The organism is Pseudomonas sp. PA-1-6B (assembly GCF_021609545.1).
GTDB classification, from domain to species: Bacteria; Pseudomonadota; Gammaproteobacteria; order Pseudomonadales; family Pseudomonadaceae; genus Aquipseudomonas; species Aquipseudomonas fluorescens_BV.
The window spans coordinates 1-25,736 of sequence record NZ_WJZM01000076.1 but is presented as its reverse complement, the minus strand read 5'-3'; the positions used below and the strand labels follow the sequence as shown (position 1 = coordinate 25,736).

Here is a 25,736-nt window from a genome sequence, read left to right as displayed (position 1 = left end):
ATGCCGGCCCAGACAAAAGTAAGCAAAACGCTCTTGCCCCACCACTCGGCACCTCGCTTAGGCTCGGTGTGCCCGTAATCCGCCAGCGTGGTTTAACGGGGCGCCTAAGATCAAAAGCAGATCAAGAGCGGCTCGCTTCGCATCGTGGTTACCGTTGAGCTAACAGAGTTATGTAGATACCTATGCTGCGATGAGGCCCTGAAATTCAACACAGTGGCCTGCACTGAAATGCAAAAAGCCCCGCCATTCACATGGCGGGGCTTTTGTTTTTCAGCCTGTCACTCAGACCTGCGGGTCGCCCACATGCAGGATCTTCATGCCATTGGTGCCACCGGTGGTGTGGTAGCTGTCGCCCTTGGTCAGGATGACCCAGTCGCCTTTTTCCACGACGCCGCGTTTGACCAGCTCGTCGATCGCCTTCTGGCTGACTTCGTTCGGTGCCAGCGACGCCGGGTCGAATGGGATGGTGTACACGCCACGGAACATGGCCGCGCGGGCCTGGGCTTCGCGGTGTGGGGTGAACGCGTAGATAGGCACCGAGGAGCGGATGCGCGACATGATCAACGGCGTGTAGCCACTTTCGGTCAAGGCGATGATGGCCTTGACACCCGGGAAATGGTTGGCGGTGTACATGGCAGCCAGGGCGATGCTCTGGTCGCAGCTTTCGAAGACTTTGCCGATGCGATGGCTGGAGGTCTTGCTGGTCGGGTGCTTTTCGGCACCGACGCAGATACGCGCCATGGCCTGTACGGCCTCCAGCGGGTAAGGGCCGGCGGCACTTTCAGCCGAGAGCATCACGGCGTCGGTGTAGTCGAGTACGGCGTTGGCCACGTCGGACACTTCGGCACGGGTCGGCATCGGGTTCTGGATCATCGACTCCATCATCTGGGTCGCTACGATCACCGCTTTGTTGTGACGGCGTGCGTGCAGGATGATCTTCTTCTGGATACCGATCAGCTCGGCGTCACCGATTTCAACGCCCAGGTCGCCACGGGCAACCATCACGGCATCGGAGGCCTTGATCAGGCCGTCGAGGGTTTCATCATCGGCCACGGCTTCAGCACGTTCGATCTTCGCTACCAGCCAGGCGGTACCGCCGGCTTCGTCGCGCAGCTTACGGGCGTATTCCATGTCGGCGGCGTCGCGCGGAAAGGACACGGCGAGGTAGTCCACTTCCATTTCGGCGGCGAGCTTGATGTCGGCCTTGTCTTTTTCAGTCAGGGCCGGCGCCGTCAGGCCACCACCGCGACGGTTGATGCCTTTGTGGTCGGACAGCGGGCCGCCGATGATCACGGTGCAGTTCAGTTCGGTCGGCGTGGCAGTGTCAACGCGCATCACCACACGGCCGTCGTCCAGCAGCAGTTCGTCACCGACGCCGCAGTCCTTGACCAGGTCCGGGTAGTCGATACCCACCACGTCCTGGGTGCCTTCGGTCAGCGGGTGGCTGGTGGAGAAGGTGAACTTGTCACCGATCTTCAGCTCGATCCGCTTGTTGGTGAATTTGGCGATACGGATTTTCGGGCCTTGCAAGTCACCCAAGAGTGCAACGAAGCGGCCATGCTTGGCGGCGAGGTCACGCACCAGCTTGGCGCGAGCCTTGTGCTCGTCCGGGGTGCCGTGGGAGAAGTTCAGACGGGCGACGTCCAAACCAGCCAGAATCAGCTGTTCGAGGACTTCCGGCGAGTTACTGGCCGGGCCAAGGGTGGCGACGATTTTGGTACGACGGACGGACATGCACGGACTCCTGAGTTCAAGCGCTGGGGAAGGCTACTATGCTCTTTCGTTGTAGTCATTGTTCGTTTGCACTACTTATCGACGATTGGCTTGTTTTGGCTGCGGTTGAATGGGCAAACGCCTTGAAGATTTTCGACCAGGGGTCGATACACTGCACAAGACAGGAGAACCCCATGCGAATTTTGCTCGTTGCTGCCCTGGCCGTCAGTGTTGTCGGCTGTACCCGCTGGTCGATGGACCACCATTTGAACAACGCTTACCGCGCCTATGGGGTCGGTGATTGCCAGCGTGTCACCCTGGAGTTGTCCCAGGTCGATCGCGAGAGCCGAACTCGCCGCTACGTGCAACCGGAGGTTTCGATGTTGCGCGGGCAGTGCCTGGAACGCCAGAAACTGTTTGTCGATGCCGCACAAACCTATCAGTTCATCATCGGCCACTACCCGTCGAGTGAGTACGCCTACCGAGCCCGTGCGCGGCTCGATACCTTGCAGCAATTGGGGCATCTGCCGGCTGCAGGCCTGGCAAAACCAAGGCCTGCGTCGTTGTAATGGTATTTGTCGCTTCATGGCTGGCCTGTTGCCAGTCTTGCGCTAATCTTTGAATGTCTGTTTGTGCAGTTTCCCATTCGAACGGATGCAAGGCCCGGATTCGGCAGCTGTTTGGTGACAAGCGGTACCTTTTGTCACACCGAGATCCAGGGAGAGCGAGCGATTGCTTGTTCCGAATCACTGGCACGGCCAGATTTTTGGCTATTGGATGGCGACTTCACCATGTTTACCGAACGACGGATCGAGCGGCATCAACTGCCGTATTTTCTGCAGGTGTTCAATCGTATTACCGACAAGCCAATCGGCTATCTTGGAAATGTGTCTGAAAACGGTCTGATGCTGATCAGCTCGTTACCCATGATGACCGAGGTGGATTTCGAGCTGCGCTTGAAAGTGCCGGTGGCGCAAGGCGAGTTCAAGGCAATTGACCTCACGGCAACCTGCTTGTGGAGCCATGAAGATGTTACCCCGCAGCATTACGACTCGGGGTTCAGCGTGCTTGAGGCGCCCGAAGAGTACCGGCACCTGATCAACGCGCTGTTGCAGTACTTCAGCTTTTATCCTTTGCAGGCCTCTGTCTGAATTATGCGTGGGGTCGTGGCCGTTTCCTGGCCATGCCCCTGCGCAATCATCCTCAGAATACCCCGGCCTTTTTCCACTCCAGATAGCGCGTGACCAGCCCGGCACCCAGCGCCGATGGCAAGGTATCGAGCACCGACAGCCCATGGGCACTCAAGCGATCATGGCGTTGGTTGCGGGTGTTGAGGTAATCGATCGTGCCGCTGTAAGCCAGCGCTTCGGGCAATGTCTGCACAGGCGCCTGGCGTAGTTGGTCGAGGACCTCTTCCCTCAGGCTGGCCACCAGTACCCGGTGATGCCTGCCGATACGCTGGACGGCAGCCATCAGTGCTTCATCCTCCTCATCCCGCAGGTTGGTGACGATGATCACCAGCGCCCGGCGTTTTTGACGTGCCAACAACTGGCTGGCGGCCGCCTGGTAGTCGGCGGTTTTTCGCGTGGTCTGCAGGTCATAGACCGCATTGAGCAACAGGTTCAATTGGCCACTGCCCTTGACCGGCTTCAGGTAGCGCGGCTGGTCGCTGGCAAACGTGCACAGCCCTACGGCATCGCCCTGTCTCAAGGCAACGTAGCTCAGCAGCAGGCAGGCATTGAGCGCGTGGTCAAAATGGGACAGTTCATCATCCTGGCTGCGCATGTGCTGGCCGCAATCGAGCATGAACACGATTTGCTGGTCGCGTTCGTCCTGGTATTCCCGGGCAATGGGCGTTCGTTGGCGGGCGGTGGCTTTCCAGTCGATCTGGCGCAGGCTGTCACCTTCACGAAACTCGCGCAGTTGATGAAACTCCAGGCCTAATCCTCGCCGCTGATGTTGGCGCACGCCCAGTTGGCTGAGCCAGTTATCCACACCCCGCAACTGCGCACCGTATAAACGTGCGAAATCCGGGTAAACACGAGTGGCATCGTGAGTCTCGACCCAGCGTCGTGCCGACCACAGCCCCAATGGGCTGGGCAGCAGCAGTTCGCAGCGACTGAAATGGAAGTGCCCGCGCCGCAAGGGACGCACGCGATAGCCCAGCTCGGAACGTTCACCGGGGCGTAGTTGAATGGATTGAGGCAGGTTCTCCACACTCAGGCCATCGGGCACGTGATCGAACACCTGTACGGTCAGAGGTTGCAGGTAGTCGTGCTCCAGGCACAGGCGTATTTCTTCCCAGCGCCCCAGCGCCAGGCTACCAGGCAATGTTCTGTACACGCGGGCCGAAGGGCGGCGACGCAAGCGTGCGGCATCCAGCATCGCCAACAGCAACAGGGCCAGCAGCAGTCCCCAGGCTATCGAATGCAAGGTGGCGGGCACTTTGAACTGCAACGCTGCCGAGGCGCCCAACAGGGTGTTCAAGCCGAGCAGAACGCCCAGCCAGGTCAGCAGCAGACGGGTCGGTTTCATGATTGCGTCATTGCCTTGGTGCAGCAATCTGGTCGAGTAACTGCTGGAGCACCTGGTCGACTTCCAAGCCGTCGATGTCCAGTTCTGGTGCGATGCGTACCCGGTGACGCAGTACCGCCAGGGCGCAGCCCTTGATGTCATCGGGGGTGACGAATTCGCCACCGCGCAACAGCGCACGGGCACGTGCCCCGCGTACCAGGGCGATGGAGGCCCTGGGGCCGGCACCGATGGCCAGCCCCGGCCAACTGCGCGTGGCACGGGCCAGGCGCACGGCGTAGTCGAGCACCTGCTCATCCAGTGGCAGGTCACTGGCAATTTGCTGCATCGTTACTACGTCCGCGGCTTGCAGCACCGTACGCAACAGCTGTACCTCCAGCATGTCGGCCTTGGACGAGCGCGTCACTTCGCGGACCATATCCAGCTCTTGTAGAGCATCTGGGTAGTCCATTCGCACCTTGAGCATGAACCGGTCCAGCTCGGCCTCGGGCAGTGGGTAGGTGCCTTCCTGTTCGATGGGGTTCTGGGTCGCCAGCACCATGAAGGGCTGGCCGATGGGCAACGCCTCGCCCTCCAGGGTCACTTGGCGTTCCTGCATGGCTTCGAGAAGCGCTGCCTGGGTTTTGGCCGGTGCCCGGTTGATCTCGTCGGCCAGCAGCAGGTGGGTGAATAACGGCCCCTTGCGCAGTTTGAACTGTTCGGTCTGCAGGTCGTACACGGCGTGGCCGGTGACATCGCTGGGCATCAGGTCCGGGGTGAACTGGATACGCGCGAAATCACCGCCAAAACAGCGGGCCAGGGCCCGTACCAGCAAGGTTTTACCCAGGCCAGGCACGCCTTCCAGCAATACGTGGCCGCCTGCGATCAGGGCGGTGAGCACGTCGTCAATCACCAGGTCCTGGCCAATCACGGCCTTGCGCAATTCCACGCGCAGCGCCTGGGCCTGCTGGCTGGCGTGCTGAAGCTTTTCGGCGGTCAGGGTGGTGGCCAGTGGAGAGTCGCTCATAAGGCATTCCTGAGGGTTTGCAGGTGCGCCACCTGACGGCTGAAGTCGGCGCTGGAGAGCCGCTTCAGCGCAACGGGCTCAAGCGCCTGGCTGATGATGTGAGGGGGTTGTCGCGTAAGGTGTTCCAGCACCTGGCGTTGCTCTGACGCATCGAGGTGTTCGAACCCTGGATGGCGTCGCCGGGCTGCGCGCAGAATGTCGTGTCGCAAGGCTTGCAACAACGTGCCCTGGCCGCTGCGGCGCAATAGGAAGTCCGCGCTGGCCTTCAAGTGTTCCTGCAACTGGCGACGTGCCTTGGGCGCCGGTGCCTGGATCGGGCCCTGGCGCATGCCTGCCTGCCACAGCCCCAGAGCAAGCAGCGCAACCAGGGCGACGAGGGCCTGGGGGAAATAACGGAGCAATAGAGTAAACAGATCGTCTGTGTCGCTGTTGAACAGCAGGGTGACGTCAGTGCCCTGGTTCAGGTACCACAGCAACCAGGCGTTATCATGTTTGCCGATATTGGCGGTTGTCCATAGGTCGCTGTCGGTGATCACCGTTATGCGGCCTTGCCCCAGGTCGAGTTGCATCAGGTGGCTGGACTTGGCGCTGTTGGCGGAAAACTGCGCCAGGTGCTTGGGGTCGGTGAGGTTGAAGTCGGTGTCAAAACTGAAGTACGCCGGGGCGGTTTCGTTGTCGACATAGAGCTTGGTCAGGTCCGGCTTGGTTTTTTTACGCGGTGGCACGGATTCGTCGAAGGTGTCGCTCAAGGTTTGGCGGATAGTGAGGCGATCAAGCAGCAGGTCACCGCTTGTGCCGGTTTCCTCATCCCATAATGCCTCGGCGACCAGTAGCAGGTGGCCACCGGCTTTTGCCCAGCCCAGTAGTTGTTCGACCTGGCGCGGGGTCATGTTGCTGCGCTCCCCCAGCAGCAACAGGCTATGGCCTTTGGCAGGCAGGTCGGCGAGTCGTTCAAGGCCATTGGCGTGCGCCACCACCACGCCTTGCTGGCGCAGAAAGTGCTCGGCGGCCAGATAGGGATTGGCGCGAGCCTCTGGCGACGGGCCCCGGTCAACCACTTCGTCGTAGGGAATTGCTTTGTGCCAGGCATATAAGCCGCCCGCACCCAACAGGCACGCCAACGACAGCGCTGTCCACAATAGCGCGCGATTCATTGGCTCGCTCCGTCACTGAAAAGAGCACGCCAGTCGCTGCACAGTTTTTGTTGGGCTGAAGAGGGCGGCAGACGGTGACCATAGGCCAGGTTCTGCCAGTGGCGCGTCAGTTCGTCGCTGAACGCCAGTAATTGCGGTTGTTGCAAACGATGAACGCGCTCCAGCACCTGCCCCTCGGTATCGGCGCTTGTCAGTGGCAGGTCGAACTCATGCAGCAGTCGGCTGAGCAACCCGCGATACAGCAGGCCAAGGGCCTCCCGTGGCTGAGTAGGCCATAGCTGTTCGGCGGTACTGGCGATGTCGTCGGGCAATGTCTCGGCGCTCAGCTCCAAGCCGAACAACTGGGCGGGAACGGGCGAGGGGGCGGTAGTGCGAGTGGGTCCAAGGCGGCTGACGAACGTGCGCAACCATTCACGGTAACGCCAGAACACCAGGGCCAGGCCGCCAATCACAAGGCTCCAGAGCAGTATTTCCAAGGTTTTGGCGACGTATGTGAAGGTGTCGCTGTTAAGGTTGTCGAGCAGTGCCTGGAGCCAGCCAGGTAATTTGCCGTCGCCCTTGGCCTTGTTTTTAACCGGCGCTTTTTCTTCGCCAAACCGATAGCGTGTGACGGTTTCCGGGTTCTTGAAAGGTGGCTTTTCCAGCAATGCCTGGATGGATTGGCTGGCGGCCTGGGTGCTGAGGGGCTTATGGGTAGTGGTTTCATCTGCCATGGTGGATGGGCTGATGTGTAGCAACGCCAGGCCGACGACCAGCAACAACAGCGGCGCAACGTTGCTCAGGCGCTGGCGCAGGCGACGGAATACCAGTTCCAGGTCCCAGGCCTCCAGCACCGTGCGGCGGTTGAGGTACAGGCTGAAGCCACAGGCGACGTAGATGGGTTCCCAGAACACCAGGATCAGGGCATAGAAGGCATTGCTCAGGTGCTCAAGCCAAAGCACGTCCGAGCCTGATGCCAATACCAGTCGTTGCCAGTCCCAGTCCAGTTCAACCTGTTGCGGGATGAAGAGATAGAAGAGGGCCATGCCGCCAAACCACAGACCGATTTCCAGGTGTACGCCGATCGTCGTCAGCCAGCGTGCGGCGCCAGCGTTACGTTGCAGCAACACCCCAAGGCGTCGTTGACGTGCGTCACCGTCCAGGCCCTCCAGTTGGCTGACGGGCAGGGTGAAGCTGCGACTCATGCTCAGCCGCCGCCAGGTCAGGCTGGCGAACAGTTGCCCTTTGAGCAACTGCGGCCAATGGCGAACGGCCTGTTTGAGGCTGGGGGGCTCACCAAACAGGGCCTGGGAAAGAATGTACAGCGGCAAGCGGTCGAAGGCCGGCTTGAGCCACCAGAACAGGAACATGACCAGAGACGGGTAACTCCAGAGCAGCACCGTCAACAGGCTGAATACCGGCAGGCTCACCAGCGCCCAACTGCCCATCAGCACGGCGCGGTGTTCCCTGGCCATCAGCACACCCAGGTCCATGGCTTCCCAGGAAGTGCGCGGGCGAATGACTACGTTGGCGTCAGTCAGGCGCATGGCGACTCCGCCCGGCCAGGGTCAGGTAAGCGGCCACCAGCAGCCAGAGGGCGGCGCCTACCGCGTATTTGATCCAGGGCTCAATGCGAGTGGTTGAGGACCAGTAGGCTTCGATAAAGGCGGCGATCAACAGGAACACCATGACACCGCAAAGCATCCTTACGCTTTTGCGTGCGGCCAGGCGCAGGGCCTCGCTGCGCGCCAAGCGCCCGGGGACGACCAGCGACCAGCCCAGTTGTAATCCTGCGGCACCGGCCAATGTGATGGCGCTCAACTCGAATGCGCCGTGACCAATGACAAACGACCAGAAGGTTTGGCCATAGCCAATGTCGGTAAGGTGCCCGGAGACCGCACCTATGACCAAACCGTTGAAAATCAGGAAGAACACACTGCCCAGGCCAAACAACAGGCCGGCGGCAAAGGTCTGGAAGGCGATGCCGATGTTGTGCATCACGTAATAGCCAAACATCATCCAGTCTTCGCTGGCGGCACGCTCGGCAGCGCGGCCCAGGCGGCTGGCGTCTGGGTTGTACATGCCCTGCATCTCGGCCACCTGCTGGGGGCTGATGATGCTGTAGACCAGGTCGGGGAACAGGTACACCAGCAGGGCGATCCCCACCAGGCTGCCAAAGAACAGCAGGCCGGCGATCAGCACGAAGCGCCATTGTTCGCGTACCAGGCGCGGGAAGTCGGCGAGAAGAAACGCCAGTATGTTTGCTGTCAGATGGCTGCGATGGCGATACAGTTGTTGATGGCCGCGCAATGCCAGCTGTTGCAACGGATCGACCAGGTAACTGCTGTAGCCGCGTTGCTGAGCCAGGGCCAGGTGTTGGCACAGGCGTCGATATTGATGCGGGAAGTCGGCAACATCGGCGGCCTTGGCTTTACCTTGCTCCAGTTGCTTCAACTGCTCGGCGAAGGTTTGCCATTGATGCTGGTGGCGGCTTTCAAAAAGGCTCTGCTTCATGTCGGCCCCAACAAACCACGGGCTACCCCGTTCAGTTGCTCCACGGCACGCGGCGCAGGCACCTGCAGGGGCCCTGCGAGGATGGCGGCCAGTTCATTCACCCGTTCGGCCGAGAGTTCGGCCTGGCGTTCGGCGAAACCGAGGATGGCCCGTTGTTCGCTCAGTTCCAGTGCAAAGGGCAGGCGCAGGGCGGGCGCTTGAGGAATGCTCGGGCGTACCAGCGGCAGCTCGCGGTAGACCACGAGTGTGCCTGCGGCCAGGTCGCCTAGCCGCTTGAAGTGTGGATGCTGCAGGCAACTGATCGCGCCGAGGAAATAACCGAAGGGCAGCATGTCGACAAAACGCAGCAGGTTGCGTATCAATGATGCCGACCAGCCAATGGGCGTGCCGTCATCCTGTACCACGCGCAGGCCCATGACCTGCTTGCCCGGCGAGCAGCCTTGGTTGAGCACTTCGAACAACACCATGTACCACCAGCTCACCACGAACAGCAGCAGCGAACCCAGCCCGATCCCCACATTGCCGAGCAGCGCCAGCGGCACCAGCAAGATGCCCATGATGATCCCTCGCACGCCCAGGTCGAATGCAAAGGCCAATGCCCGAGAGGGCAGGCCAGCAGGGCGCAGGAGCAGGTCGATGCCCTCCGGCGTTTCTATCTGATAGTGGGTATCCAAAGGCGTTGATGGCATTGCGATCCTTGGCAGTGCGAGGCGACTTGAGAGACACGGATGCTAACAGTGTCGACGGTGGAAGCAACCACCCGAGGTTTTTCTGGGTATTTATACAGTCAGGTATCGCTGGCCCCCAACGCCTTGCAGCGCCTAGACTTTGTCGGTCTTCAGCACAGGAATAGCCCGTGACCTCGATTTTCTGGTACGACTATGAAACCACCGGCATCAACCCGCGCAATGATCGCCCGCTCCAGGTAGCCGGGATCCGCACTGACCTTGAGCTCAATGAGGTCGGTGCGCCGATCAATCTTTATTGCCAGCCCAGCGACGATATCCTGCCTCACCCGGCAGCGTGCGCGATCACGGGCATCACGCCGGGTGTCCTCGCCGAGAAGGGCCTTGCCGAAGCCGATTTCATGACTCGGGTGCACGCCGAACTGGCCGCGCCAGGTACCTGCGGCGCCGGCTACAACACCCTGCGATTCGACGATGAAATGACGCGCTACAGTCTGTACCGCAATTTTTTCGACCCGTATGCGCGCGAGTGGCAGGGCGGCAACAGTCGCTGGGACTTGATCGATGTGATGCGCACCGCCTACGCCCTGCGGCCGGAGGGCATCAACTGGCCCGAGCAGGATGGGCGTGTGACCCTCAAGCTCGAACGCTTGACCGAGGCCAACGGCATCGACCATGGCCAGGCCCATGACGCGTTGTCGGATGTGCGTGCAACCATCGCCCTGGCGCGGTTGGTCCGAGAGAAACAACCGAAGTTGTATGAATGGTTGTTTCAACTGCGCAGCAAGCAGCGGGTCATGGATCAGGTGCGGTTGCTGCAACCGATGGTGCATATCTCCGGGCGTTTCTCCGCCGAGCGCCATTATCTGGGCGTGGTCTTGCCCCTGGCCTGGCACCCGCGCAATCGCAATGCCTTGATCGTCTGTGACCTGGGGCTCGATCCACAAGGGCTGTTGGACCTGGATGCGACGACGCTGCGTCAGCGTCTTTACACGCGCCGCGATGAGCTGGCCGAAGGTGAGCTGCCGGTTCCGCTCAAGTTGCTGCATATCAACCGCTGCCCGGTGGTTGCACCGTTGAAGGTGCTGCGCCCTCAAGACCTTGAGCGCCTTCAATTGGATAAGGAGGCTTGCCTCGCGCGGGCGCTGCGGCTAACTGACGCACAGGAAGTTTGGCGGGACAAGTTAGCGGCCATTTACGCCGAGGAAGACTTTGCGTCGAACTCGGACCCGGAGCAGCAGCTCTACGAGGGTTTTATGGGTGACCGTGACCGCCGTTTATGTGAGCAAGTTCGCATGGCAGAGCCCGCGCAATTAGCCCGTCAGCAGTGGCCGTTCGATGATCATCGTTTACCGGAATTATTATTTCGCTACCGGGCGCGTAACTTTCCTGAAACCTTGAACAATGAGGAGCAACAACGCTGGAAACTTTTCTGTCAACAACGTTTGTCGGATGCACAGTGGGGGGCGCCGAATACCCTGTTGGCATTTAAGCAGGCGCGTGAGGAGTTGGCGGTTAGTGCTACATCGTTTCAGTGCCAGGTACTGGCGCAATGGCAGGACTATGCGGATTGCTTAGCGGCGCGCCTGAATCTGTAGGCGCATAACTACAGAATATTCAGACAATAAAAAACGCCAGCAAGCTGGCGTTTTTCATGTGTGACGTATCGGGTGAACGTCCGACCGGGCTTAGCCCAGCAGGGTTGCCCAACCTTCAACTACGTCACCGCCCCACTTGGCTTTCCACTCTTTCAGAGTTTTGTGGTTGCCACCTTTGGTTTCAATCACTTCGCCGTTGTGCGGGTTTTTGTACTGCTTGACCTTGCGAGCACGCTTGGTGCCGGTAGTTTTCACAGCGCCACGCGGTGCTTTAACTTTCGACTCTGGATCCAGCAGCGCGATGATGTCACGCAGGGATTTGGAGTATTCGCCCATCAGGGTGCGCAATTTGCCTTCGAATTCCAGCTCGGTTTTCAGCTTGTCGTCTTCGGACAGGTTCTTCAAACGGGCTTGCAGCTCTTTGATAGCTTCTTCGGTGGCGCGGTATTCGTTGATCAGTGACATGTGGACTACCTTATGTAGAACGCTGATTGACAGGGTGAGTGGCCTAATAATAGTCAGGCAATTTCATCAAGTAAACATTTAAGACGGTATTTAGGCGAATGACATTGAATGTGTGTGGGAAAACCTGGCCGATGAGTTAATTAGTAAGCGTTATGCGCAAAAGATAATCGCCTTAATTTTTTGCTACCGGCCTGAGCATGCCGTTGTATCGTCATATAGCGCTGGTAAAACCTTACACGATTAAGGGGTGTTACCACGGCCATGCCTCAAGATAAGGTGCAAGGGAATACTGCAGTTTTTCTGCGTAATCGCTAGAATAGCGGCCTTTGTGAAGTTCTGGAGTTTCCCCCTAATGCGCACTTTTCGGCTGGTGATTGCTTGCCCGGACCGGGTTGGCATCGTTGCCAAGGTCAGTAACTTTCTGGCTTCCCATAATGGCTGGATCACCGAGGCGAGCCATCACTCGGACGATCTCAGTGGTTGGTTTTTCATGCGTCACGAAATCCGTGCCGATACGTTGCCCTTTGGCCTGGAAGCTTTCCGCGAGGCGTTTGCGCCGATTGCCGAAGAGTTTTCGATGACCTGGCACATCACCGATACAGAGCAGAAGAAACGCGTGGTACTGATGGCCAGCCGCGAATCCCACTGCCTGGCAGACCTGCTGCACCGCTGGCACAGCGACGAACTCGATTGCGAGATTGCCTGCGTGATCTCCAACCATGACGACCTGCGCAGCATGGTCGAATGGCATGGCATCCCTTATTACCATGTGCCGGTCAACCCACAGGACAAGGAGCCCGCATTCGCCGAAGTGTCGCGCCTGGTCAAGCAGCATGACGCGGATGTAGTGGTGCTGGCGCGCTACATGCAAATCCTGCCACCGGAGTTGTGCCGCGAATACGCAGGCAAGGTGATCAACATCCACCACAGCTTCTTGCCGTCCTTTGTCGGTGCCAAGCCATATCACCAGGCTTCCCTGCGTGGCGTGAAGCTGATTGGTGCAACCTGCCACTACGTGACCGAAGAGCTGGACGCCGGCCCGATCATCGAGCAGGACGTGGTGCGCGTCAGCCACAGCGACAGTATTGAAGACATGGTGCGGTTCGGCCGTGACGTCGAGAAGATGGTGTTGGCCCGTGGCTTGCGCTACCACCTGGAAGATCGCGTGTTGGTGCACGGCAACAAGACCGTGGTCTTCTGACCCAGCGGTTTTGATTGAAAGACACCGGGGCCTGGAGGTAAAACTCTCCAGGCCCTTTTTTATTTCTGTTTCAGGAGATTCCCATGAGCGACCCGCTCGATAAAGCCACCTCAAGGGCACCTGCTACCTTGGGCGAGGGCTGTTTGAGTCGTTACGACCCGGACGCGCTGGATGCCGAGGATGGTACTGATTTTCCAGGCGCGGCGCGTTTATGGGAACAGACACAGGCGCAGGATGAGCAGCCTGCCGCCCCTGAAAAAGACGCTTGAGCAGCGGTTTGCCGACCATCAATAGAAACACTGGCGCACCGGCCAGCAAATAGAAGTAGTAGGTCACCGCGCGCCAGATCAGAATCGCCGCAGCCGCTGTGGATGTGCCCACCATGGGCGCCAGCAGTGCCGCTGACGTCAACTCCGCAGCGCCGGCCCCGCCTGGCGCCAGGCTGAACTGCCCGGCAGTCAGGGATAACATCTGGATCAGAAAGCTCCAGGCCCACTGCACCTCGCCCCCCAACCCGCGCAGCGCCAGGTACAGCACGCTGTAACGCAGCAGCCAATGCAGGCTGGTCAGCGCAAATACCCCAAGCAAGGTGCTCCGGGGTAGTTTCAGGGTGGCGCTGAACGCCGCAAGAAAACGCAGCAACCGGCGTGCCCAGCGTCGGCGGGTGGTAGCACTGACCTTCATGGCCTTGAGTGCCAAACCCGCCAGGCGAATCAGCCGTCGGTGAAAATGCACCACGGCCCAGCCACTGATTACCCCACCCACCATCGACACGGCGCTGAGCCCCAGCAACCACTCCAGACGCGGGCTGAGGCTATGGAACAGCGCATATAGCAAGATCCCCACCAGTGCGCAGAGAAAAAACACCAGGTCGCTCAACTGGTCCATGGCAAACACCGCGCTGCCTTGGGCGGGGCGGATGCCGTTGCGTGCCAGCAGGGCCATCAGGGTCAACGGCCCGCCGCTGCCGCCGGGTGTTGCACACATGGCGAACTCGGTGGATATCACCACGCCAAGGCTTTTAAGCGGGCCTAACTCGCCGCGATGCTCGCCAAGCAGCAGGCGGATACGCAGGCTGTTGATCAGCCAGCAGCCAATGATCATGGCGAACATCCCCAGTAACTGGGGCAACGGAAACTGGCGCAGACGCGCTATGCTTTCGCCGCCGCCCAGCCACAATGGGATCATCAGCGCCACCAAGAGCGCCAACACTAACCAGATCAGTCGGCCCATGGCTGCGTCGCCAGCCAGGCGGCCTTGGTCTGGGGGACGCGCCCTGTGCTGAGCAGGCGTTGTAAGGTGTGCAACCAATAATCGCGGGAAAACCTGTGGCGCATGTCCACCGGGTGCAAACCCAGTCGGATCAGCGGGGCCTCCTGCCACCGCTGTTCACGGCGATCACTGAGGATTTTGGACAATCCCCGGCGCCAGGCACTGCGGGCGCTCCACACCAGCCCGGGGGCGTTGATAGGCGTGAAGTCCGGCAGGCGATAAAGATGTTGTGGGTCGCTGGTGTAGCTCAGCGGCAGTTGGCGCAATGCCTGCCGGGTGCCGTCGCTCATCAACCAGGCGGGCGCGACAAAGCCATGCAGCGGCCAGCCATTGCGCTCAAATACCTCAATGCCGGCGGTCAACCGGCGCAACGCCTCGGCTTCGGACAGCTGGTAAAACTCGCCTTCGTGGGTATAGATGCGTCGCATAAACCATTCTTTTGGCGTACGCGGCCGAGGTTGGTCGTCGCAATGGTAGTAACCGTGCAAGGTGAGCTCATCGCCCTTGGCGACACGGCTGTCGAGCAGGCGCCGAAAATCGCGGTGGGTGGCCAGGTCGTCATGGTGATGGAAGTCTGGCACCACCAGCCAAGTGATTGGCACGTTGCCCAGTGCATCGACGGCCTCGACGAAGGGCCGGTAGTCGGCCCAGGTGTGCGGTGCCACGTCGTGCAGTACCAGCATCAGCGCGCGCTCAGCCATGGGCGAGCATCGGTTCATGGCTGCCCAGCACGGCGTAGTAATGCCCCAGCAAGCTGTCGACCACCGTATCCCACGCATAATGCAGCTCGACATGGCGCCGAGCCTGAGCACCCAGGCGTCGGCTGTCGGTACTGAACAGCTCGCGCACCGCGTCGGCCATGGCCTTGGGGTTGTTTGGCGCGCACAGCAGGCCACAACGCTCGTCGACAATCTCGGTAAAGGCCCCGGCCGCCACGGCGACCACTGGAATACCGCAGGCCATGGCTTCCAGGATCACCAGGCCGAAGGTCTCCTGGTCGCCACCATGCAGTAAGGCATCGGCGCTGGCCATCAGCCGAGCGACATGTTGGGCGGGCCGGAATCCGTCAATCACGGTGACATTGTCTGGCACGCTGGCCGGCATGCCGGAGCCCACCAGTAGCAAGTGGTAGCCTTCCCCCAGGCGTTTCATGCAGTTGAGCAGCACCGGCAGGTTTTTCTCCTTGGAGCCGCGCCCGGCGAAGATCAGTAGCCGAGTGTCTTCGCCAATCCCCAGTTCGGCGCGCAGGCCGGGGTCGCGTACCTCAGGGGTGAAGGTTTGCAGGTCTACACCCAGGGGTTGCACGAAGACATTTCTGACGCCAAGCCCGGTGAGCTTGTCGGCCATTACCTGGCTGGGGGCGAGCACTCGGTCAAAATTCCCATAGAGTTTGCGCACATAGGCTTCAACATTGGGGGTAAACCAAGGCCCCATGCGGTTGCTCACCAGCAGTGGCAGGTCGGAGTGGTAAAAGCCGATGACCGGCACATCCAATTGGCGTCGGGCATCCAGCGCGGCCCAGGCGGTCAGGTAAGGGTCGCCAACTTCGATCAGGTCGGGCTGTAAATCGTGCAGGACATTTCGCCAAGGCGCCAAGCGAAGGGGGAAGCGATAGCCTTTGCCGAAGGGCAGGGCGGGCGCCGGTACTTTGAAGATGCCGTCCTGCTCGCTCAAGTGTGCGCCAGGAATCAACAGGCTATGGCGAATGCCCGGCTTGAGCGCCAGACGCCGGTGCTTGGCGTCAAGGTAAGTGCGTACGCCACCGCTGGCCGGGGCGTAGAACATGGTTATGTCAGCGATATGCACGATGAACATCCCTCCGATCCATTGCTCTCCCTAGATGGACCTGAGGTAAGGATAGATGTTCGGTTTAGATTCGCAGCATGACGGTGGCGGGAATGGACAAACGCACGCTGTAGGAGCGAGCTTGCTCGCGAAAAACTCACAGACTCCGCGTTTCTTCAGGCAGCCCGCGTTATCGTTGACGTTTTTCGCGAGCAAGCTCGCTCCTACGGGTGAATTTCAAATCCGGAAGCTGCCCACCAATTGCTTCAAGCGCGAGGCCTGTTGTTCCAGGTCCGAGCAGGCGCGCAGGGTCGATTGCAGGTTTTCCACCCCTTCCTGGTTGAGGGTGTTGATCTCGGTGATGTCCATATTGATCGACTCCACCACCGAGGTTTGTTCTTCCGTTGCGGTGGCGACCGACTGGTTCATGCCGTCGATCTCGCCAATGCGCTGGGTCACGCTGTTCAGGCGCTCGCCGGCCAGGTTGGCGATTTCCACGCTGTCCAGGCTGTGGCGTTGGCTTTCGCTCATGGTAGTCACCGAGTCCCGGGCACCCACCTGTAGCTCTTCGATCATCGTCTGCACCTGTTGCGCCGACTCCTGAGTGCGATGAGCGAGGTTGCGCACTTCATCGGCTACTACCGCAAAGCCCCGCCCGGCTTCCCCGGCGCGCGCCGCTTCGATCGCCGCATTGAGCGCCAGCAGGTTGGTCTGCTGGGAAATGCTGGTGATCACCTCAAGAATCTGGCCGATATTCACCGTTTTGCTGTTAAGTGCTTCGATATTGGTGCTTGAGGTGCTGATCATGCTGGATAACTGCGTCATCGCCTTGATATTGCGTTCAACCACCTGCTGGCCGTCTTCGGCCAAGTGCCTGGCATCGCTGGCTTGACTGGAGGCTTGGGCGGCGTTGCGTGCGATCTCCTGGGCTGCGGCCCCCAGTTGATTGATGGCCGCAGCGACGCTGTTGGTGCGGTTGGCCTGTTCGTCGGAGTTGACCATCGACGAGTTGGAGGCGCTGACCACCCGCAGGGCCACTTCATTGACGTGCTCGGTGGCTGAAGACACTTCGCGAATCGAGGTATGAATGCGCTCGACGAAGCGGTTGAAAGCATTGCCCAGGGTGCCGAATTCATCATTGTTCTGGATGGTCAGGCGGCGGGTCAGGTCGCCTTCACCGTCGGCAATGTCTTGCATGGCGCGGGTCATCAGGTGCAAAGGTTGCATCAAGACGCGGATCAGCATGCCGAGCAGGGCGATGATGATCACCACCGCGATGATCGTGGCGATCACCGCCGAGGTGCGGAACTCACTGAGCATGGCGAAAGACTTGTCCTTGTCCACCGAAACGCCCAGGTACCAGTTCACCGATGGCAGGCCCTTGATCGGTGTGAACGTCACGATATTGGTCTTGCCATTGGCTTGCACTTCGCTGAAGTCGCCGCTGATCTTCGGCGTGTCTTTTGGATAAACGTCCGACAGGGTCTTCATCACCAGGGCTTTATCGGGGTGCACCAGCACTTTGCCGTCGGCGCTGACCAGGAACGCATAGCCCATGCCGCCAAAATCCAGCGCGCCGATGTTATCCACCAGGGTCTGCAGGCTCAGGTCGCCGCCGACTACGCCGATGCTCTGGCCGCCCTTGGTACTGGGCGTGGCAACGGAGATGATCAGTTGCCCGGTCGCCGCGTCGATATAGGGTTCGGTCAGGGTCGAGCCATTACTGGCCTGGGCGCCCTTGTACCAGGGGCGAACACGCGGGTCGAAGCCGTCGGGCATCTTGGTGTCAGGGCGGATGGTGAACGTGCCCTGGCTGTCACCGACGTAGGTGGCCATGAATGACGAAGTCAGCGCTTTCTGCTCCAGCAGGCTGGCAACGACGGCTTTTTCAGGGTTGATGGCGATGTTCTGTGCGGCGTTTTCCACCAGGGCGATACGCCCGGTGAGCCAGGTCTGGATGTTGCTGGCGGTAACGTCGCCCATCTCGTGCAGGTAGTTGTTGAGGTCGTCGCGAATCGCGTTGCGCTGCAGATAGTCGTTGTAGAGGGTAAACAACGCAAAGGCGGCGATGACGATAAGGGAGGCTGCAAGCAGGATCTTGTGGCTGAAGCGCAGATTTTTGTTCATGGCTTGAAGGGTCCGCTAAGGTCTTAATATCCGAGGCGCATCCAATGCGGGAGGCGCGAAATGGCAGCGTTAAAAAAGGTGTGGTATTTCTGGTGATAGCTCCGTTGGTCCGTATCGGAATTATCTGACCGTTTTTTAGTCTTTGTCGGGCTTACATCCGTCTATATCGACCTCGCGGCACTAAAGATTAACCATAGGTGACGAAATGCCTGACTCCACACAACTGCTTATCGGTGCAGGCCTTGACGGCCAGCCCATCGCCCAGTCCATGCGCCTGGCCAACCGTCATGGGTTGATCGCCGGCGCCACCGGCACCGGCAAGACCGTCACCTTGCAGCGCCTGGCGGAAGCCTTCAGTGATGCGGGCGTGGCGGTGTTCGCCGCCGACATCAAAGGCGACCTCTGCGGCCTGGGCGCCGCCGCCAACCACCAGGGCAAAGTGGCCGAGCGCATCGCCGGTATGCCCTTCCTTGATTACACGGCCCAGGCGTACCCGGTCACCCTGTGGGATATCCACGGCCAATCCGGTCATCCGTTGCGCACCACCATCAGTGAAATGGGCCCGCTCTTGCTCGGCAGCCTGTTGGAACTCACCGACAGCCAGCAGTCGGCGCTCTATGCGGCGTTCAAAGTGGCCGACCGCGAAGGCCTGTTGCTGCTGGACCTCAAGGACCTCAAGGCACTGCTCAATCACCTGCGCTATCACCCGGAACTGCTGGGCGAAGACGCGGCCTTGATGACCACCGGTTCCAGCCAGGCCTTGTTACGACGCCTGGCGGTGCTGGAGCAGCAGGGCGCCGAAGCCTTGTTTGGCGAGCCGGCCCTGCAACTGGAGGATATTTTGCAGCCCGCCAGTGATGGGCGTGGGCGCATCCACCTGCTGGACGCCAGCCGCCTGGTGCATGAAGCGCCGAAGGTCTACGCGACCTTTCTGTTATGGCTGCTGGCAGAGTTGTTCGAACAATTGCCGGAACGCGGCGATGCCGACAAACCGTTGCTGGCGCTGTTTTTCGATGAAGCGCACTTGTTGTTCGCCGATACGCCAAAAGCCTTGCAGGAGCGTCTGGAGCAAGTGGTGCGCCTGATCCGTTCCAAAGGGGTTGGCGTGTACTTCGTCACCCAGTCGCCGGGCGACCTGCCGGATACGGTACTGGCGCAACTGGGCCTGCGCATCCAGCACGGTTTGCGCGCATTCACCGCCAAAGAGCAGAAATCCTTGCGAGCGGTGGCGGACGGTTTTCGGCCCAACCCGACGTTCGATACCTTGTCAGTGCTTACAGAGTTGGGCACCGGTGAGGCATTGGTGGGAACCTTGCAGGAAAAGGGCACGCCGGAAGTCGTCCAGCGCGTACTGGTTGCTCCCCCGCAATCGCGGATCGGGCCGCTCAGCGAAGCAGAACGTGCAGCGTTGGTCGCCAGTTCGCCACTCTTGGGGCGCTACGACAAGCCGGTAGATCGTGAGTCTGCCTATGAAGTGTTGATGGCTCGCAAGGAACTGGGGGCTGCCGATGAGGCCGCGCCGGCCACCGAAGAGCCGAGCTTCACCGACAAGGCGGGTGCATTCCTGGGGACCACGGCGGGCAAGGCGTTGAAATCAGCCATGCAGCAGGCCGCCAATCAGATGGGGCGCCAGTTGGTGCGGGGGTTGCTGGGTTCGTTGCTGGGCGGCAGCAAACGCAAATAGCGCTTCAGGCTTTGGGCCGGGCATGGGCGGCCAGCCGTTCCAGGGCAGCGCGCAAGCCCGGGTCGTTGATCCCTTCAGCAGTGGCCTGAAGGGTTTCGGCGGCCGTTTCCGACAGGTCCATGGTATGCCCCACTGCGCCTTGCGGCACGGTGGGTGGCTGTACCTTGAACTGAATGCGCGTCAAATTGGCAAATTCGTCGAACGCCATCAACTGGCGCTGCAAGCGCTTCTGTTGGTAGCGCAAGCGGGTGGCCCAATGCCCATCGGTGACAATTAATAGCAGGTTGCCTTCACGCCAGGAGGCGACGTGACAATGTTCCCGGGCGGCCGGCTGCAGTTGGCTTTCCAGCAGGCGTTGCAGATGGCCCAAGCGTTGCGCCTGGCCGAAGATAGCTTTCAACGGTTTGGCTTCGCGGAGCAACGCGCCGGGGGCGCGGGCTGTGAGAGGGCGAAATGCCATGTTTAGACACCTTAGGTAACAGAGCGGCTATCTTAGCAGAAAGCGCCTGTATGCCCCGAGGCTCTGCGTCGGCAGGGCTTTCTCCGTCAAATCAATAAGTAACTTCTGCGTCTGATGGGTTGAAGTTCCAGCAAAAGCCCTTATTTTAAACAAGCCCTCTCACAGCGCCGTGCCTGTCTCAGGGAACAACGCCACTTTCCTCACCCACGATTCCGGGTAGAATGCGCGTTCGCAATGCGGCCGTGAGGGCTGCTCGGGCCACTCACGGTGCGCCCTCCATCCCTATGTGTGGAAGAACCTGCCGATATGTTTGCGCCTTTGTTAAAGAAACTTTTTGGAAGCAAGAATGAGCGCGAAGTCAAACGCATGCTCAAGACGGTGCAGCTGGTCAATGCCTTCGAAGAGCAGATGGTTGCTCTGTCGGACGAGCAATTGCGCGCCAAGACCCAAGAGTTCAAGGCCCGCATAGCCAAAGGTGAAACCCTCGACAAGCTGCTGCCCGAAGCCTTCGCGGTCGCCCGTGAAGCCGGTAAGCGCGTCATGGGCATGCGCCACTTCGACGTCCAGTTGATCGGCGGCATGACCTTGCATGAAGGCATGATTGCCGAAATGCGCACCGGTGAAGGCAAGACCCTGGTGGCAACCCTGGGCGTTTACCTCAACGCACTGTCCGGCAAGGGCGTGCACGTTGTGACGGTGAACGACTACCTGGCTCGCCGGGACGCCAACTGGATGCGCCCGCTGTATGAATTCCTCGGCCTGACCGTCGGCGTGGTAACGCCGTTCCAGCCGCCGGAAGAGAAGCGCGCCGCGTACGCCTGCGACATCACCTACGGTACCAACAACGAATTCGGTTTCGATTACCTGCGCGACAACATGGCGTTCAGCATGGATGAAAAATTCCAGCGTGAACTCAACTTTGCCGTGATCGACGAAGTCGACTCCATCCTCATCGACGAAGCCCGTACCCCGCTGATCATCTCCGGCCAGGCCGAAGACAGCTCGCGCCTGTACACCGAGATCAACAAGTTGATCCCGCGTCTTGAACAGCACATCGAGGAAGTGGAAGGCGTGGTGACCAAAGAAGGTCACTTCACCATTGACGAGAAGACCCGCCAGGTCGAACTCAACGAAGCCGGTCACCAGTTTGTCGAAGAAATGCTGACCCAGATCGGCGAACTGGCCGAAGGCGAAAGCCTGTACTCGGCGCACAACCTGGGCCTGTTGACCCACGTGTACGCTGGCCTGCGCGCCCACAAGCTGTTCCATCGTAACGTCGAATACATCGTGCAGGACGGCCAGGTGGTACTGGTTGACGAGCACACCGGTCGTACCATGCCCGGTCGTCGTCTGTCCGAAGGCCTGCACCAGGCCATCGAAGCCAAGGAACACCTCAACATCCAGGCCGAAAGCCAGACGTTGGCGTCCACCACTTTCCAGAACTACTTCCGTCTGTACAACAAGCTGTCCGGCATGACCGGTACGGCCGACACCGAAGCGTTCGAATTCCACCAGATCTACAACCTGGCCGTGATGGTCATTCCGCCGAACAAACCGTTGGCGCGTAAAGACTACAACGACCTGGTGTTCCTGACCGCCGAAGAGAAATACGCGGCGATCATCAATGACATCAAGGACGGCATGTCAAAGGGCCGTCCGATCCTGGTGGGTACCGCCACCATCGAGACCTCCGAGCACGTGTCCAACCTGCTCAACAAGGAAGGCATCGAGCACAAGGTACTGAACGCCAAGTTCCACGAAAAAGAAGCCGAGATCATTGCCCAGGCCGGTCGCCCAGGCGCATTGACCATCGCCACCAACATGGCCGGTCGTGGTACCGACATCCTGTTGGGCGGCAACTGGGAAGTGGAAGTGGCCTCGCTCGACGACCCGACGCCTGAGCAGATCGCCCAGATCAAGGCCGACTGGCAGAAGCGTCACCAGGCTGTGCTGGAATCCGGTGGCTTGCAGGTGATCGCGTCTGAGCGTCACGAATCGCGTCGTATCGACAACCAGCTGCGTGGCCGTGCTGGCCGCCAGGGTGATGCCGGTTCCAGCCGTTTCTACCTGTCGTTGGAAGACAGCCTGATGCGTATCTTCGCATCGGACCGGGTGAAGAACTTCATGAAAGCCCTGGGCATGCAGTCCGGTGAAGCGATCGAGCACCGCATGGTGACCAACGCCATCGAGAAGGCCCAGCGCAAAGTAGAAGGCCGCAACTTCGATATTCGCAAGCAACTGCTTGAGTTCGACGACGTCAACAACGAACAGCGTAAAGTGATTTATCACATGCGTAACACGTTGCTGGCCGCCGACAACATTGGCGAGACCATCGCTGATTTCCGTCAGGACGTGCTCAACGCCACTGTCAGCGCCCATATTCCGCCACAGTCCCTGCCTGAGCAGTGGGATGTTGCCGGCCTGGAAGCGGCATTGAAGAGCGACTTCGGTGTGGACTTGCCGGTTCAGCAATGGCTGGACGAAGACGACCACCTGTATGAAGAAACCCTGCGCGAAAAACTGATGGCCGAGTTGCTGGCGGCGTACAACGAAAAAGAAGAGCAGGCGAGTGCCGAAGCTCTGCGCACCTTCGAGAAACAGATCGTATTGCGCGTGCTGGATGACCTGTGGAAAGACCACCTGTCGACCATGGACCACCTGCGCCACGGTATCCACCTGCGTGGCTACGCCCAGAAGAACCCGAAGCAGGAGTACAAGCGCGAGTCGTTCACGCTGTTCTCCGAATTGCTGGATTCGATCAAGCGCGACTCGATCCGCGTGCTGTCCCACGTTCAGGTGCGTCGCGAAGACCCGATCGAGGAAGAAGCACGCCTGCGTCAGGAAGCCGAAGCACTGGCGGCGCGCATGCAGTTCCAGCACGACGAAGCGCCGGGCCTGGATGAGCCTGAAGCGTTGGGTGAAGAGGTCGATGTGGCCCTGGCCCAGACCCCGGTTCGCAATGACCAGAAGCTGGGCCGCAACGAGCTGTGCTACTGCGGTTCGGGCAAGAAATTCAAACACTGCCACGGCCAGATCGAATAAGATTTTCGCCTGACGCTGCAACACCCCGCGCCGCGACCGGCCTTTGCCGTCGCGGCGTTTTGCCATTAATTCCCACCGTCGATAGCGACGGCACAGACATCACCTATTTTTAAGGAGCGCATTCATGGCTGTTGGTCTTGGTCCTTTGCCCACGTTGCACCCGGTTGCCGGTTTTGAACTCGGTATCGCTTCGGCGGGCATCAAGCGCCCGGGGCGCAAGGATGTGGTGGTGATGCGTTGTGCGGAAGGCTCGACCGTGGCGGGCGTGTTCACCCTCAATGCCTTCTGCGCTGCGCCGGTGATTCTGGCCAAGCAACGGGTGGCCGGGTCGATTCGCTACCTGCTGACCAATACCGGCAATGCCAACGCCGGCACCGGCGAGCCGGGCCTTGTCGCGGCGGCGCGCACCTGCGCCAAGCTCGCCCAGTTGACCGGCGTCGATGCCAGCCAGGTGCTGCCGTACTCCACCGGTGTGATCGGTGAGCCGCTGCCGGTGGAAAAAATCGAAGGTGCCCTGCAAGCCGCGCTCGATGACCTGTCTGTGGATAACTGGGCGGCTGCCGCTACCGGCATCATGACCACCGATACCTTGCCAAAAGGCGCGAGCCGTCAGTTCGTGCACGAGGGCGTGACCATCACCGTCACCGGTATCAGCAAGGGCGCAGGCATGATCCGTCCGAACATGGCCACCATGCTCGGTTATATCGCCACCGACGCCAAGGTCTCCCGTGATGTGCTGCAACGCCTTATGCTGGACGGCGCCAACAAGTCGTTCAACCGCATCACCATCGACGGTGACACCTCTACCAACGACTGCTGCATGCTGATCGCCACCGGCCAGGCCAACCTGCCGGAAATCACGTCCACCGAAGGTCCATTGTTCGCGGCGTTGAAACAGGCAGTGTTTGAAGTGTGCATGGACGTGGCCCAGGCCATCGTGCGTGACGGCGAGGGCGCGACCAAGTTTGTCACTGTTGAAGTCAACGGTGGCGGCAACCATCAGGAATGCCTGGATGTGGGCTACACCGTGGCGCACTCGCCGCTGATCAAGACCGCGCTGTTTGCTTCGGACCCGAACTGGGGCCGTATCCTCGCGGCCGTCGGCCGTGCTGGCGTGCCGGACCTGGACGTGAGCAAGATCGACGTGTTCCTGGGTGACGTGTGCATTGCCAGCCGTGGCGCCCGCGCCGAAACCTACACCGAAGCCCAGGGCTCGGCGGTGATGCAGCAGGAAGAAATCACCATCCGTATCGAACTGGGTCGTGGTGACTGCAGCGAAACCATCTGGACCACCGACCTGTCCCACGAGTACGTGAAGATCAACGCGGAATACCGTACCTGATACCAAGAGGAAACTGGCGGTGAAACGAGTACATGTAGCAGCAGCGGTGATCCGCGGTGTCGATGGCAGGATCCTGCTGGCGCGCCGTGCCGATACTCAGCATCAAGGCGGCCTCTGGGAGTTTCCCGGCGGCAAGGTGGAGGCTGATGAGTCGGTTGCCACGGCCTTGTCCCGTGAATTGCAGGAAGAGCTGGGCATCCAGGTCACCACGGCGCGGCCGCTGATCAAGGTGCAACATGACTATCCGGACAAGCAGGTATTGCTGGATGTCTGGGAAGTCTCGGCTTTTACCGGCGAGCCCCATGGCGCTGAAGGGCAGCCGTTGGCGTGGGTGGCACCGCGGGACCTGGTCAACTATGAATTTCCGGCGGCGAATGCGCCGATTGTCGCCGCGGCACGCTTGCCCGCCGAGTACCTGATCACCCCTGGCGAGCTGGAGACCCCGACGCTGTTGCGCGGTATCCAAAAGGCTATTGCTGGTGGCATCAAGCTGGTTCAACTGCGTGCCCCTAACGGTTACGACCCCAAATACCGCGACCTGGCGGTAGATGCGGTGGGCCTGTGCGCCGGCAAGGCGCAATTGATGCTCAAGGGGCCGTTCGAGTGGCTGGGGGATTTTCCCGCTGCCGGCTGGCACATGACCTCGGCGCAGTTGCGCAAATACGCCAGTAAGGGCCGCCCACTGCCCAAAGACCGTTGGTTGGCGGCTTCGTGCCACAATGCGGAAGAGCTGGCCCTGGCAGAAATGATGGACGTGGATTTCGTCACCCTGTCGCCCGTCCAGCCGACCCAGACCCATCCGGATGCCCTGCCGTTGGGTTGGGAGCAGGCGCAGCAGTTGATCGCCGGGTTCAGCAAGCCGGCGTTTCTGTTGGGCGGGGTTGGGCCGGCGCAGCGGGAGCAGGCCTGGGAGGCTGGTGCGCAAGGTGTGGCAGGTATTCGAGCGTTCTGGCCGCAGGTGTGATGCAGCTCTGATGGCCTCATCGCAGGCAAGCCAGCTCCCACATTTGATAGGTGAACACTTCAAGTGTGGGAGCTGGCTTGCCTGTGATAGGCATAGGTATCTACACAACTTCGGCACGACGCTAAATCTGTGGCGAGGGAGCTTGCTCCCGTGACGGCCTGGCAGCCGACACAGATATAACTGATGCCCCGCGATCCAATGTGGGAGCTGGC

21 protein-coding genes and 1 pseudogene are annotated in these 25,736 nt (G+C 60.2%); 8 read left to right on the top strand and 14 right to left on the bottom strand.

Translation table 11 applies throughout. The features are described 5' to 3' along the window. Nucleotides 1-282 precede the first annotated feature (282 nt). A complete protein-coding gene (pyk, locus tag GIV35_RS24945) occupies nt 283-1,734 on the bottom strand; it encodes a pyruvate kinase (protein ID WP_003193904.1) in 1,452 nt (483 codons plus the stop codon). Nucleotides 1,735-1,907: 173 nt separating this feature from the next. Here pyk and GIV35_RS24940 point away from each other — a divergent pair, with 173 nt between their 5' ends. Continuing rightward, entirely contained in the window at nt 1,908-2,282 is a 375-nt protein-coding gene (locus tag GIV35_RS24940) for a tetratricopeptide repeat protein (protein WP_003193903.1), read from the top strand. 222 nt (nt 2,283-2,504) lie between these two features. Further along, on the top strand, nt 2,505-2,864 hold the full coding sequence (locus tag GIV35_RS24935; RefSeq protein ID WP_019821226.1) for a PilZ domain-containing protein: 360 nt from the start codon (nt 2,505-2,507) through the stop codon (nt 2,862-2,864). A 52-nt stretch (nt 2,865-2,916) separates the two neighbouring features. Here the strand turns inward: GIV35_RS24935 and GIV35_RS24930 are convergent, their stop codons facing one another. From GIV35_RS24930 to GIV35_RS24905, 6 genes are read right to left on the bottom strand one after another with little or no spacing between them, the layout of a single operon-like run. Then, nucleotides 2,917-4,248 (bottom strand): DUF58 domain-containing protein, encoded by a 1,332-nt coding sequence (locus tag GIV35_RS24930; RefSeq protein ID WP_223024454.1) that lies wholly within the window; start codon nt 4,246-4,248, stop codon nt 2,917-2,919. Nucleotides 4,249-4,255: 7 nt separating this feature from the next. Further along, entirely contained in the window at nt 4,256-5,251 is a 996-nt protein-coding gene (locus GIV35_RS24925; RefSeq protein ID WP_213152898.1) for an AAA family ATPase, read from the bottom strand. Further along, entirely contained in the window at nt 5,248-6,405 is a 1,158-nt protein-coding gene (locus tag GIV35_RS24920; protein ID WP_213152899.1) for a DUF4350 domain-containing protein, read from the bottom strand. The genes GIV35_RS24925 and GIV35_RS24920 overlap by 4 nt, the downstream gene beginning before the upstream one ends. After that, nucleotides 6,402-7,931: a DUF4129 domain-containing protein gene (locus GIV35_RS24915; protein WP_236264913.1), complete on the bottom strand. Its 1,530-nt coding sequence runs from the start codon at nt 7,929-7,931 to the stop codon at nt 6,402-6,404. Before GIV35_RS24915 ends, GIV35_RS24920 begins: the two co-directional genes overlap by 4 nt. Continuing rightward, the gene (locus GIV35_RS24910; protein WP_236264915.1) at nt 7,918-8,898 is read right to left on the bottom strand and encodes a stage II sporulation protein M; all 981 of its coding nucleotides are present in this window, start codon (nt 8,896-8,898) and stop codon (nt 7,918-7,920) included. The genes GIV35_RS24915 and GIV35_RS24910 overlap by 14 nt, the downstream gene beginning before the upstream one ends. Then, nucleotides 8,895-9,587 (bottom strand): RDD family protein, encoded by a 693-nt coding sequence (locus GIV35_RS24905; RefSeq protein WP_105228226.1) that lies wholly within the window; start codon nt 9,585-9,587, stop codon nt 8,895-8,897. Before GIV35_RS24905 ends, GIV35_RS24910 begins: the two co-directional genes overlap by 4 nt. Nucleotides 9,588-9,754: 167 nt before the next feature. Here GIV35_RS24905 and sbcB point away from each other — a divergent pair, with 167 nt between their 5' ends. After that, a complete protein-coding gene (gene sbcB, locus GIV35_RS24900) occupies nt 9,755-11,182 on the top strand; it encodes an exodeoxyribonuclease I (protein WP_105228224.1) in 1,428 nt (475 codons plus the stop codon). 90 nt (nt 11,183-11,272) lie between these two features. On the opposite strand, the gene mvaT is transcribed toward sbcB, so the two are convergent. Beyond that, nucleotides 11,273-11,647, bottom strand: a complete 375-nt coding sequence (gene mvaT / locus GIV35_RS24895) for a histone-like nucleoid-structuring protein MvaT (protein WP_019821235.1) — start codon at nt 11,645-11,647, stop codon at nt 11,273-11,275. A gap of 352 nt (nt 11,648-11,999) precedes the next feature. On the opposite strand from mvaT, the gene purU reads away from it, so the two are divergent. Next, nucleotides 12,000-12,848 carry a formyltetrahydrofolate deformylase gene (gene purU / locus GIV35_RS24890; protein ID WP_019821236.1) on the top strand — a complete coding sequence of 283 codons (849 nt, stop codon included), beginning with the start codon at nt 12,000-12,002 and terminating at the stop codon, nt 12,846-12,848. A gap of 123 nt (nt 12,849-12,971) precedes the next feature. Here purU and GIV35_RS24880 read toward each other — a convergent pair whose 3' ends face one another. The 5 genes and pseudogenes from GIV35_RS24880 to GIV35_RS27585 all read right to left on the bottom strand — a co-directional run. Next, nucleotides 12,972-14,081: a lysylphosphatidylglycerol synthase transmembrane domain-containing protein gene (locus tag GIV35_RS24880; RefSeq protein ID WP_198715635.1), complete on the bottom strand. Its 1,110-nt coding sequence runs from the start codon at nt 14,079-14,081 to the stop codon at nt 12,972-12,974. Then, nucleotides 14,069-14,821 (bottom strand): DUF2334 domain-containing protein, encoded by a 753-nt coding sequence (locus GIV35_RS24875; protein WP_236264917.1) that lies wholly within the window; start codon nt 14,819-14,821, stop codon nt 14,069-14,071. The genes GIV35_RS24880 and GIV35_RS24875 overlap by 13 nt, the downstream gene beginning before the upstream one ends. After that, the gene (locus GIV35_RS24870) at nt 14,814-15,935 is read right to left on the bottom strand and encodes a glycosyltransferase family 4 protein (protein ID WP_200647760.1); all 1,122 of its coding nucleotides are present in this window, start codon (nt 15,933-15,935) and stop codon (nt 14,814-14,816) included. Before GIV35_RS24870 ends, GIV35_RS24875 begins: the two co-directional genes overlap by 8 nt. Before the next feature lie 207 nt (nt 15,936-16,142). Next, a complete protein-coding gene (locus tag GIV35_RS27590) occupies nt 16,143-16,907 on the bottom strand; it encodes a methyl-accepting chemotaxis protein (protein WP_370694806.1) in 765 nt (254 codons plus the stop codon). A gap of 93 nt (nt 16,908-17,000) precedes the next feature. Continuing rightward, a pseudogene (locus GIV35_RS27585) lies at nt 17,001-18,032 on the bottom strand (HAMP domain-containing protein); the annotation flags it as partial. 205 nt (nt 18,033-18,237) lie between these two features. Between GIV35_RS27585 and GIV35_RS24860 the strand changes: the two are divergent. Further along, nucleotides 18,238-19,716: a helicase HerA-like domain-containing protein gene (locus GIV35_RS24860; protein ID WP_236264919.1), complete on the top strand. Its 1,479-nt coding sequence runs from the start codon at nt 18,238-18,240 to the stop codon at nt 19,714-19,716. Between the two features lie 4 nt (nt 19,717-19,720). Here the strand turns inward: GIV35_RS24860 and GIV35_RS24855 are convergent, their stop codons facing one another. Then, on the bottom strand, nt 19,721-20,176 hold the full coding sequence (locus GIV35_RS24855; protein ID WP_034128591.1) for a DUF721 domain-containing protein: 456 nt from the start codon (nt 20,174-20,176) through the stop codon (nt 19,721-19,723). 306 nt (nt 20,177-20,482) lie between these two features. On the opposite strand from GIV35_RS24855, the gene secA reads away from it, so the two are divergent. The 3 genes from secA (at nt 20,483) to GIV35_RS24840 (ending at nt 25,524) form a co-directional block, all read left to right on the top strand. Further along, a complete protein-coding gene (gene secA / locus GIV35_RS24850; RefSeq protein ID WP_236264921.1) occupies nt 20,483-23,218 on the top strand; it encodes a preprotein translocase subunit SecA in 2,736 nt (911 codons plus the stop codon). A 124-nt stretch (nt 23,219-23,342) separates the two neighbouring features. After that, complete coding sequence (argJ, locus tag GIV35_RS24845) at nt 23,343-24,560, top strand: bifunctional glutamate N-acetyltransferase/amino-acid acetyltransferase ArgJ (RefSeq protein ID WP_054918425.1); 1,218 nt, start codon at nt 23,343-23,345, stop codon at nt 24,558-24,560. Nucleotides 24,561-24,579: 19 nt separating this feature from the next. Continuing rightward, the gene (locus GIV35_RS24840) at nt 24,580-25,524 is read left to right on the top strand and encodes a Nudix family hydrolase (RefSeq protein WP_213152905.1); all 945 of its coding nucleotides are present in this window, start codon (nt 24,580-24,582) and stop codon (nt 25,522-25,524) included. Nucleotides 25,525-25,736 lie beyond the last annotated feature (212 nt).